Raw genomic sequence first — 10701 nt, 5'->3', positions numbered from 1 at the left:
GCCAGGACCCGCTCGCGGAGGTTCAGTGCGTCTTGGACACGTCCGGCGTCGCTGTAGGAGCTGGCGAGGTTGTGGCGTGCTGTGAGGGTGTCGGGGTGGTCCTCGCCCAGGATGCGCTCGTAGTCGGCCAGGACCCGCTCGCAGAGGTTCAGGGCGTCTTGGACACGTCCGGCAGCACTGTAGGAGACGGCGAGGTTGTGGCGGGTGGTGAGGGTGGCGGGGTGGTCCTCGCCCAGGATGCGCTCCCGGTCGGCCAGGACCCGCTCGCAGAGGTTCAGTGCGTCTTGGACACGTCCGGCGTCGCTGTAGGAGCTGGCGAGGTTGTTGCGGGTGGTGAGGGTGGCGGGGTGGTCCTCGCCCAGGATGCGCTCCCGGTCGGCCAGGACCCGCTCGCCGAGGTTCAGGGCGTCTTGGACACGTCCGGCAGCACTGTAGGAGACGGCGAGGTTGTGGCGTGCTGTGAGGGTGTCGGGGTGGTCCTCGCCCAGGATGCGCTCCCGGTCGGCCAGGACCCGCTCGCAGAGGTTCAGGGCGTCTTGGACACGTCCGGCAGCACTGTAGGAGACGGCGAGGTTGTTACGGGCGCGGAGGGTGTCGGGGTGGTCGTCGCCCAGGATGCGCTCGTAGTCGGCCAGGACCCGCTCGCGGAGGTTCAGGGCGTCTTGGACACGTCCGGCAGCACTGTAGGAGCCAGCGAGGTTGTTACGGGCGTCGAGGGTGTCGGGGTGGTCCTCGCCCAGGATGCGCTCGTAGTCGGCCAGGACCCGCTCGCGGAGGTTCAGGGCGTCTTGGACACGTCCGGCGTCGCTGTAGGAGCCGGCGAGGTTGTTGCGTGCGTCGAGGGTGTCGGGGTGGTCCTCGCCCAGGGTGCGCTCCCGGTCGGCCAGGACCCGCTCGCAGAGGTTCAGGGCGTCTTGGACACGTCCGGCGTCGCTGTAGGAGACGGCGAGGTTGTGGCGGGCGATGAGGGTGTCGGGGTGGTCGGGGCCGTGGATGTCGTTGCTGTGACGAGCGGTTCTCTCGTCGTACTCGATGGCCTGCTGGTAGAGCCCCGCGTCCGTGAGGCTGCTGCTAACCCGGTAAATGCACGGGTGAGCTTCGGGCTGCCACAGGGCCGGGCGGGTGAGCTCATCGAGCTGAACCACATTGGCGCGCAGCACGGCGGCGAGTTCTCGTTCCTCGTGGTCGTGGCGAGGCCACAGGCTCAAGATTGCGTCGGCCGAGGTACGGGCCATGGCCGGGAGCATGGAAGACGGGATGGATTCCCGTACCGCGCGGGCGGTCAAGGCGTGCATGCGGATGGGCGCGGTGGTGGTGTCCTGGGTGAGCATGGAGTACGTGCGCAGGGCTTCCAACGCGCTGTGCACCTCGGTTTGCCTGACGGCCGGGTGGTGGCGGCGTAGCCACCGGCGTTGTGGCGGGCGGGCGGTACGCAGGAAACTAAGGACGGCGGGTGTGGTCCAGGTGGTGGCGGGATGGCCGAGGGGGTCCATGAGAGAGGCGAGGTGCAGCAGGGGCCGGGCCAGACCGCTGGTATCAGATTCCTGGGCTGCGTCGAGGGACAGCAACAGCGAGGCGGTGACGGGGCGTCCGTAGCCTTCGGTGTCGCCGCTTAGCGGGAACAGATCGCCCAGGCGGCTGCTGGTGTCACGCAACAGATTGAGGTAATCGCCCATGGTGCGCCGTTTGTTGATGAGGTAGGCGGCGGCGTGGCCGAGTGCGAGGGGAAGGTGGCCGAGTTCGGCGGCTATCTCTCCTGCTTGGGTTGCGTCGTGTAGGTGGGCGTGACCGGCGTCGGTGAGTCGGCGTTGGAGGTAGGCGCGGGACTCTGCATCCGTGTAGAGGCCGAGCCTGACCAGGTTGCGTCCCTGGCCGCTGAGCAGTGCGTCCTCGCGTCGGCTGGTGGCCAGGACCCAGCCGCGGCCGGCCCCGCTGTCGGGCCACCACTCCTGGACGGCAGCAGGGTCGGTCACATCGTCCAGGACCACCAGCCATCTCCGCCCGGTCGCAGCAAGCCACCGCAGAAACAGCTGCGCCGCCCCGTCCTCATCGTCCGGAGAGACTCCGGGAAGCTGTAACCGCCCGGCCGCTTCCGCATAGGCGGTGATGATCTGGTCGGTGCTGGTGGCACGCGCCCAGACCAGTACGTCCAGTCCGGTCTCATCGGTGCGCTCCTGGTCCCGCAGTTCTCGCGCCAACGACGCCGCGAGCTGGCTCTTGCCCACCCCGCCGGCACCGGACAGCACCACGTCACTGCCCCCGGTGCGCGCTGCCCTGGCCTTCTTGCGTACCTGTGTGCGGGGTTGGAAGGCCGCAGCAGGACGGGGCACATCCCCCACCCACACCGGCCACTCGACCGACGGGCCCTGTGTCGGCGCGGGATTGACATGCATGTCCCCCGCCACCTGGGTCACATTCCCCTGTGTCCTTGCCCGCTGACGTGCACGGCGCTGCCCCGAGTCCCCGACCACCATTCTTGGCCCCCTGTTGCCTCAGGCGCGGTTCCCGCCGACCTGATCGATGTCCCCTGTGCCGTCGGAGCGTGCCTTCTGCCGCACGTCCTCACGCACCGCAGTACCAGGAGCGGCGGCACTTGCGCCCGTATTGCCGCCGGTCTGCGAGATGCGGCCTCTGCCGCGTGCCGACTGCCGCACCCGCCGCACTCCTGCCCCGCCGGCCTGCGAGGCCCACCAGGCCAGCGCGGCCAGTACCCCCGCCGCCACCACACCCGCCACCGGAGCGATCACATCCCATGGATCATCGCCCTTTGACAGCACCGCCCACGGCACCGCTACCGCAGCGAACGCCAGAGCCGAACCCGCCACCGCCAACATCCACCGAAGAAAAGCCTGCACAACCCACCCCTGAGACAAGTCAGGCACATCCGGACCGACCATCCTGACACGCAGCCACTTCCCCCAGCCGCACAAACACACGATCCCTCACCAGCCAACACGCTGCCCGCGCCACCACAGACGGAGGAGCCTTGATGGGCGAGGAGCGATCTGTCTTCTTGCCCTGGGTCTTCTCGGGGATCTTGGTGAGTTGGGTTTTTGCTGGTCAGGGATGGTGGGGTCGTGCGCCTGGTGGTCGTCGTTGGTCGTCATTGGCCACTGTTGAGCATCCTCGGACGGCCCAGAGACGGCCCAGCTTTGCCGCGCGCGGCTGACGGCTGGCACCCTCGATGCGCCCCGTCTGAACCTCAGCCGAAGGCAGTCAGCCACGAGGGCGTACACGAGTCCCCAAGCTCGTGACACGTCAACGGACGAGTGCCTTTCGGCACTCCGGCTCAAAGGGGTGAGCTCTGGTTTCAGCTATGGCCGCGTCGATCAGAGTCTGATCAGCGCCCTGGGCAGCAAGGTTCCATGCGCGATACTGGGCATCGGTGGCACGCACAAGCTCGTTCCAGGCTTCGTCTAGACGCGCCGCTCGAGCGGCGTTGTCCGCGCTGTCACTCCACCATTCAGCCTGGTCGGAAGCTGAATCGGCGCTATCTGCGGACTCGCCCGGCGATCCCATATTGACGTGTTCACACGCTTTTTGGGCATACGACAGTGCCGTGTCGGAAGAACCTTCTTCGGAGCCAGCTACGGCCAGTCCGATTCCCAAGCCAGCCCCCACAAGCACAACGATCGCAGCTGCTCCAAGGGCGACCCGGAGTGCGGCCCGGTTCTGTTGCACTTCTGATCTAGCAGGCGCATCCACGTCCTGTTTCGGTTCGTCGTCCATCCCCACCCCTTCGCTGGCTGTGCGCGGATTCTACGAGCGGCCGCGCCTTGCCTGCGCAGTGGCCATCGGCGACGTACCGGCGGGCGTACCGGGGCCCACCCGTCGCGCTGCACTTCCCTCGCGACAACCACGCGCTTGGCGACGTCGACCAGAGCAGGAGCCGCAAAACCCTGACGCTCGTGGACCGCAAGCTGGCACAGATCTCGCACGACCTCTTCGTCCCGAACTCTCGGCTGGGAGGTCATCGAGGTCTAACGGGCTGGTCAGCCGGCCATTGATAGCTGTTGGCGGTCGACTGCGGTCACGCTGGTTGCTGTACTTCGCTGCTGTACTGCAACGGCTCCGGAGGCCGTCTGGTGCCTACTTGACGCAGCAGGTCGTGGCCTTGCGCGCGCTGGATTGAGCCATCCCAGTCCACGGATAGTCCACAAGCCGCCGCCGATCCCCGAGAGGTCTCGTGGGTGCTCGATCGAGCCCGCTAAGGGCTGACAACCACTTTTATCGTCAAAGGGACGACAACGTTGCCCTGGTGCTCTACGGTAGGAGGAAGTCGCATGCTGTCGCTCATTGGAAGTGGGACGTGGAACCGCAGTTGACCCTAGCTTTTGCTCTGCATGCCAACCCTCGCGCTTATGCAGTGTTGCTCGGTGCTGGTGTGTCCATTGCATCCGGGATGCCATCGGCTTGGGACGTGCAAGAAGACTTGATTCGTCGTATCGCACGGACCGAGGGAGTCAGCCCTGACGATCCAGAGATCTGGTATAAGCAGCGCTTTGGGGTGTCCCCGACCTATGACGGGCTTCTCGGAGCCCTGACTCGGACTTCTAACGAGCGTCAAGCTCTTCTTCGGGCCTACTTCGAGCCCACTGGTGATGAAAAATCACAGGGAATCAAGACACCCACAATGGCGCATCAGTCGTTGGCGCGGCTCGCGGACCTTGGTCTGATTCGAGTGATTATGACGATCAATTTTGATCGACTGATGGAGACAGCATTGCGGGATGTTGGCATTGAGCCAACCGTGGTCGCGCATCCTAGCGATATTGCCGGAATGGCGCCACTTCACACATTGCAATGCGTAGTTATCCACCTCCACGGGGATTACCTAAATCCCACGAGTATGCTGAACACCTCGGATGAGCTTGCATCGTACGCTCCTGGCCTGGACAAGCTACTTGATCAAGTATTTGATGAGTATGGTCTAATCATCTCAGGGTGGTCCGCAAAATGGGATGTCGCCCTGAGGAACTCCCTGACCCGGTGCCCGACTCGCCGGTTCACTACCTATTGGGTTGATCCATTCGAGCTCTCTCCGGTAGCCAATGATGTTCGTCAGTTGCGCCAAGCGGAATACGTGAAGTCAGACGCCGATACTTTCTTTGGCAGACTGGTTGACAGCGCGGAAGCGCTGCTCGATATCGAGCGTGAGCATCCAGCCTCGATTGCGACTGCAGTGTCATCGGCGAAAAGAGCCCTGGGTGGGTCTCAGTTGGCGATTTCTCTACACGATACGATTCGCCAAGAAATTAGCAGAGTCAGTCAGCTCCCGGTCTTGATGGCGGGCCCGTGGGATACCGCTGATGTCCCCAGCACGCACGCACAGCGCCTCGAACTCATCGAAGCGCAATGTGAAAAACTCCTTGCGCTCACCGCGACGATGGCATATTGGGGAAGCGAAGAAACTGACAAGTGGTGGGTTTCCGACATTGAACGCTTCGCCCACCGGCCCAACTTGAGTGGATCAGTTGCCCTTATTGAACTAATTCGTACGCCAGCAACGTTTCTGATTTACGCAGCAGGTATTGGTGCCCTCGCAGGAGAGAGGTGGGGCCTGGTTAACCGTCTACTCACTGAGCCTCAAGCCAAAGATCACTATCGGGACCAGGTTGCTCCGGCAAGTGTGCTACTGAGCCCTGGAACAACGATGGGTGTCTCGCGAGCATCAAGTAGACTTTATGATTCACTTAAAAGCATATTCGTTGAGTTGCTTTCCTTCGGTGAGAGTGCATACCGGGATGCATGGGAGCGATTCGAGTATATGCGCTTGATCATGCAAACCGATTACTCGCTAAGTCATGGATCAAGCACGTCCGATGTACCGCACATTCGTGCCGTGGAAGATGATGATCACTATCTCCCGGCTCCAGCTGCTTGGCTGGCGCGTGGAATCACGCTCTACAGTGGCGATCACCCTTTGTTGTCTAACGGCCTTTTCGGTGGAGACCTAGAGCGGTTGGACGTAGCCAAGTCAACTTACGATGCCCGTTTCTCCGAGTGGGCGGAGAACCTCGTGTGGCGCCAATCCGCTGGGAGCGTGACTGTCTACCCCTCAGATCCCTGGTACCCGGACTCACTGCAGTAGGCGTGCTGGCCAATGCAAAAATGGATGGGCTACGGGGCGGGTCGTGAGGGCCGGTGTCGGTCGCGGGTTGCTGTACCTCGTTGCTATACAGCAGAATCGGAAGATGTCCTGATCGGTAGGCGCACACACTGCCGACCCGTGCGCTCGGTGCCTCGTCAAAGCGGTCCATCCGGGCCGGCCGATGACTGTTGCGGGGTCCGATGTGGTCGGCTATCTCTGCAATCACTGTTCGAATGCGTGGGCTCGGCCTATCGAGAGATCTGGACGTCAACGACATCGTCAGGGTAGACCTCCCCAACGCCATGCTTTACGGCGACGTCTGGCAGGTGAAAGACGACCGCGTCCAGGTCCGCGGGGCGGGCGGAGTGCTGGTTGTCGTCCTCCCGGCCGGAGAGCACCAAGCCACCGGACTTCATGGGCCGACTGCACTCGGGACAGGCCGGGTAGTCGTTGGTCATGCAGCGCACCATATTGAAGAGCGGGCGCGGCCTCCCTCCTGGAATGCGGTACGTCGTCGGAGGGTTGAACCTCTGCCGACGACAGTCAGCCACGATGGCGGGTGCGTCAACCGACTACGTGCGCGTGTGTCTCGCTGCACCCCCACTGGCCTCAGCCACGCTGCCACGCCGTAAACCAGAGCAAGCGGCGCCGGCGGAAGCGGGGGTGAGACCTTGGGTTGGTGTGGCTCTCGCTTGCGCTGATGGTTCGCAGGCGTCCGCGTGCGTCGGCCGCTGTTCGTGGGCGTTGTCACGCAGTTACAGTAGAGGGCGCGGGGAAATGGCAGGTTTCAGACAAGCTGCAATGACTTCATAGCAGCAGGTAGCTACACCCTGCTGGGCGGATTCAACAATTCTTTCGCCATCCAATTCTCTCTTCCATTGTCGACCCGGTCAATCAAATTCCTGACAAATTGCTGCTCCCGCTTTTTGATTTCATCCAAGCTGAGTGGATTCCATTCGAATGGGTCGCTATTGATGGCCCAAACGGGTCGCCCGAGAAGCTTGTCGTAACTCAACACGACACGAGAGTATCCTTCAATTGCTGAATACTTTGAAAGTTCCTCGAACTCCTCTCCTGCATCCTTTCCGTATTGACAGGAGGCAACTAGCGACCATGGCGACTTTAGGAAAGAGGCGAGATGGTCGAGTTTCCCTATTTCTCTTTCCGTGAATCCTGAAAAAGTTCGCTTAACCTCCACCGGGATGAATTCTGCCCTCCTCGTAAACAGTAGAACGTCTGCTTCTCCTTCGAGTTCGACTTGCCCCTTTTCGCGTACTTCCATGCCAGGGTGAAGGCCGATCAACCTTCCCTTCCTCCCGGCCTCAAGGATGAGATAGAGGTACCGGGCGACCAGCAAGTGCCCCATCGCGTCTTGCTCGTACACTCGTCGCAGACGTTCAGACAGACGGTACCTGAATTCAACGTTGGTCCGATCCCCGAAAGGAGCAGGCATTTCACGCGCGCAGCCGCGACAGACAATGGGCGGCGCAAAACCCGCGACCGGTAGCCATTGCTTCGCGTCGCAGGCGTCGCACACCAACTGAAAACCTTTCAAGATGAGATGTGACTTCTCGGCCCACAGCAGCCAGCTTTTAGTGGCTTTGTCACTGTTCCCGAGCGACTTTTTGAACTCGTTGAATGTCTTTTCTGGTAGTTCATCTGTGGTGGGGCCGACTGACTCAATGGGGTCCGCCTTTAGCCCGATATTGCGTAGTCGGTTTTTGTACCATCCAAAACCCTGACGTGCCGCCATTTCTTCTAGCGTCTGAAGCAGAGGGGCATGCGCGAGATTGCCAATCTCGCTGAGGCTAGAGAGTCCTGCGAGAAGAACGCGGGCCGCACGGCCAGGTTCTGATTCCTGAAGTTCAAAGCCTCGCCTAGACGCTACTGTCCTGGCCATGAGCAAGCTGCTGGGCCATGATAGGTTACGGGCCTCCGCCCGTTTGGAATGCGCGACATTCGTACTGTACTCGCCAGCCGCGAATACAGCACTAAGCATGGATGCTCTTACGTCAGGCCCTTCTGGAAATGGGCTGTCTAGCACGCAAACGTCCGCATACATGGTTGCTGTTCGAGACATCACTCCATGCATAAAAAGGCTGCGGTGAGCATCAGGCGGCAGCGGCACGAACTGAGTTTCCCCTTTGTTCCATACGAGTACCTCATTTCGCGAGAGAGTGCCCGGATACCCCAGGTGCAACATTTCCTCGTAACTGGCAATTCCAACCCTCGAAATATCTTCACCAATTAGAGTGCAGATTTCGGCCTTGGACAGGCTGGCGCTGGTTACATACAGACCGTTAACTGGGAACCCGTTTCGTGATAGCCCGGGCTCATGCATCAATTGGCGAAGGAGGTCGGGGGTAACCTCGCTGGAAGGGATTCCGATCGGCAGTGGAGTCGAATCTCCATTCGCGCCGCGTAGATTCCACAACAGTGCTGTGTCGTGGATGTTATCAGGTGAACAAATTACAACGACGTTAGGCCCTGCATCGAACCGTGCAAACCCAGGATTGGGGAGTGTGACTTTCGCAGTCCTGATGCCCGTACTGCCGGAATTTCCATATGCAAGCCATAGCATGGATAGCTTTCGAGGGGAGATCGCATCTCGTGAATTCAAGCGGCGCAAAAGATCATTCAATGACCCCTCGGTTTTCACTCTCTCCACTCGGATCAAGTCTTCGTATTTCGTCTCGGGGATCAAGTTGTGAGAGTCTAGAAGGTCGGAATTTGGCCTTTCTGGCAACAATCCAAGACATGCTGCGTAGATCATCCTCCACGGATCTCCTGCCTCTAGCTCTACTACTTCAACGGGTCGATACTCGTCAACCTTTCCAGATTCCAGTAGGGCAAAAGCCAGCTGGGGCCCATGGGCTTGCGATTGTCGAGAAGGTTCAACCGTCGCCTCGGACAGATGAATTAGATTAAATGGATGCAGGCCTTCGATGCCGTCAATTGCTGAACCGGGTAGAACGTGGGCATAGGTGCTATCTACGGTTCCGCTGGTATTCAGCGGGACTAGTGGCGCTACGGCCCCACCCCATACCTGGCACTGATTGCGCACGGTGCTAATAAATTTGTTCTGACTGAGTGGGGCCGACAAAGGAACAGCAATACGTCGTGGGCGATAAGAAATGCGAGCCTCGCTTGTTCCTTCCAGCGGCTCGTCATCGAGTAGGCCCCTCATGGCTCTCCCTCGAAGCATGCGGAGGTCAGGACCCCAAAGCCTACGTGGGCGCCACACTTGTGCTGGCCGACTGCGCCAAAGTCGACGGCTGATGTGCCCGCGGCACGGGCGTCGGCCGGGCTGGAGCGGGGCGGAGACAGGAGCGCAGGCCCGGCCGGCGCCCGTGCCGCGCGCGGTGAGCGGAGCGAGCCGCCTTGAACCAGTAGAGAAAGTTTGAATCATGCTCGTGCTGCCCTGTGGTGTAGAACCCTGAGCATGGGGAGTGAGCGGCGGGAGCGGATGCGGGCGCTTGGTGCGCGTCTTCGGGTCCTTCGGACAGAAGCTGGGTTGACGGGTGCGGTGCTGGCGCAGGCCGCTGGGGTGGGGCAGCCGACCGTGTCCAAGGTCGAGACCGGGCGCATGGTTCCGAGCGTTGACGTGCTCGACCGGCTCTCACGTGCTCTCGGCCTCGATGAGTCGACTGCTCGTGAGGTCCGTGAGCTGCTGCACGCCGTGATGGTGGCTCCGGGTGTCGACCAACAGGCAGTCCACGCAACTCCGTCCACTGGTAGCACCGTTGATGAAGAGGTGCGGTCCGCGCAGTTGGTGAGGTCGTTTCAGTGCGTTGTGCTGCCGGCCCTGCTTCAGACCGCGGAGTACGCCCGTCACGTCTTTGCGAGTGTTCCGAACTCGACGCCTGATGCCATCGGTCGGGCGGTGGCTGCCCGTATCGAGCGGCAGAGCGTGTTGTACGAGCCGGGTCGGGAGTCGGTGTTCGTGCTGACCGAAGCCGTGTTGCGTACCTGGCCGGGGACTCCGGCGCTCATGCTCGCCCAGCTCGACCGGCTGCTGGCTGTCGAGAGCCTGGACACGGTGCGGCTCGGGGTCATCCCTTGGCGTCGGCGGGTGCCGGTGCTGCCTCGCCACGGGTTCACCCTGTGCGACAAGCGGGCCGTTGTCGTCGAGACCTTCGACCGTGAGCGTGTGTCGGCCGACTCCGTCGAACTGGCCGCCTACGAGGAGACGTTCGCTCGCTTCGAGGAAGCGGCCATCTTCGGCGGCGAGGTCAGGGAGCTGCTGTTGCGGTCGATGGCGGACTTCCGCAGCTTGGGAGACACCCTCACTCGATAGAGGAATAATTCCTCTGAATGCCTAGCTCGGCATCCAGTCATGGGAATACCCTGCCGTTGCGCTGTCTAGCCCCCTAGACGTAGAGTGAGGGATCTCCCATGCGAACCAAGTGGTGCCGCGCCTTTCCCGGCCTGGCCGAGGAGGTGGGCCATGCTCGACGCTTCGTCGCTGCTCTGCTGGAGGAGCGAGGACCGGTCGACGACGCGGTCTTGGTCGTCAGTGAGCTTGCGACCAACGCTGTGCGGCATTCGTTGAGCGGCGCGGCCGGCGGCTGGTTCGTCGTGGTCGTCAGCTTCGGCGACGACAGTGACCT

At 61.8% G+C, this 10701-nt stretch carries 7 protein-coding genes and 1 pseudogene; 3 read left to right on the top strand and 5 right to left on the bottom strand.

What is annotated here, in order from left to right; genetic code table 11:
* From AOK15_RS21120 to AOK15_RS45130, 3 genes are all read right to left on the bottom strand, one after another.
* Positions 1 to 2393 (bottom strand): tetratricopeptide repeat protein (locus AOK15_RS21120; protein ID WP_167738839.1); only part of this gene is annotated, 2393 nt, incomplete at its 3' end.
* A gap of 99 nt (positions 2394 to 2492) precedes the next feature.
* Positions 2493 to 2834: a hypothetical protein gene (locus tag AOK15_RS45135; RefSeq protein ID WP_157870323.1), complete on the bottom strand. Its 342-nt coding sequence runs from the start codon at positions 2832 to 2834 to the stop codon at positions 2493 to 2495.
* A 424-nt stretch (positions 2835 to 3258) separates the two neighbouring features.
* A complete protein-coding gene (locus AOK15_RS45130; RefSeq protein WP_157870322.1) occupies positions 3259 to 3729 on the bottom strand; it encodes a hypothetical protein in 471 nt (156 codons plus the stop codon).
* A gap of 691 nt (positions 3730 to 4420) precedes the next feature.
* On the opposite strand from AOK15_RS45130, the gene AOK15_RS42445 reads away from it, so the two are divergent.
* On the top strand, positions 4421 to 6091 hold the full coding sequence (locus AOK15_RS42445; RefSeq protein ID WP_157870321.1) for an SIR2 family protein: 1671 nt from the start codon (positions 4421 to 4423) through the stop codon (positions 6089 to 6091).
* Between the two features lie 248 nt (positions 6092 to 6339).
* On the opposite strand, the gene AOK15_RS46145 is transcribed toward AOK15_RS42445, so the two are convergent.
* Positions 6340 to 6549 (bottom strand): hypothetical protein, encoded by a 210-nt coding sequence (locus tag AOK15_RS46145; protein ID WP_205632184.1) that lies wholly within the window; start codon positions 6547 to 6549, stop codon positions 6340 to 6342.
* Positions 6550 to 6914: 365 nt separating this feature from the next.
* Positions 6915 to 9278 carry a hypothetical protein gene (locus AOK15_RS46140; protein WP_205632183.1) on the bottom strand — a complete coding sequence of 788 codons (2364 nt, stop codon included), beginning with the start codon at positions 9276 to 9278 and terminating at the stop codon, positions 6915 to 6917.
* Between the two features lie 255 nt (positions 9279 to 9533).
* On the opposite strand from AOK15_RS46140, the gene AOK15_RS21110 reads away from it, so the two are divergent.
* Together AOK15_RS21110 and AOK15_RS21105 are read left to right on the top strand one after the other, a co-directional pair.
* The gene (locus AOK15_RS21110) at positions 9534 to 10388 is read left to right on the top strand and encodes a helix-turn-helix domain-containing protein (protein ID WP_079058607.1); all 855 of its coding nucleotides are present in this window, start codon (positions 9534 to 9536) and stop codon (positions 10386 to 10388) included.
* 98 nt (positions 10389 to 10486) lie between these two features.
* Positions 10487 to 10701 (top strand): annotated as a pseudogene (locus AOK15_RS21105) (ATP-binding protein); the annotation flags it as partial.

Source organism: Streptomyces ossamyceticus, assembly GCF_001418475.1.
Classification (GTDB): domain Bacteria; phylum Actinomycetota; class Actinomycetes; order Streptomycetales; family Streptomycetaceae; genus Streptomyces; species Streptomyces ossamyceticus.
Note: the sequence above shows the minus strand (reverse complement) of the source record. Positions and strands in the feature narration are given on the sequence as shown.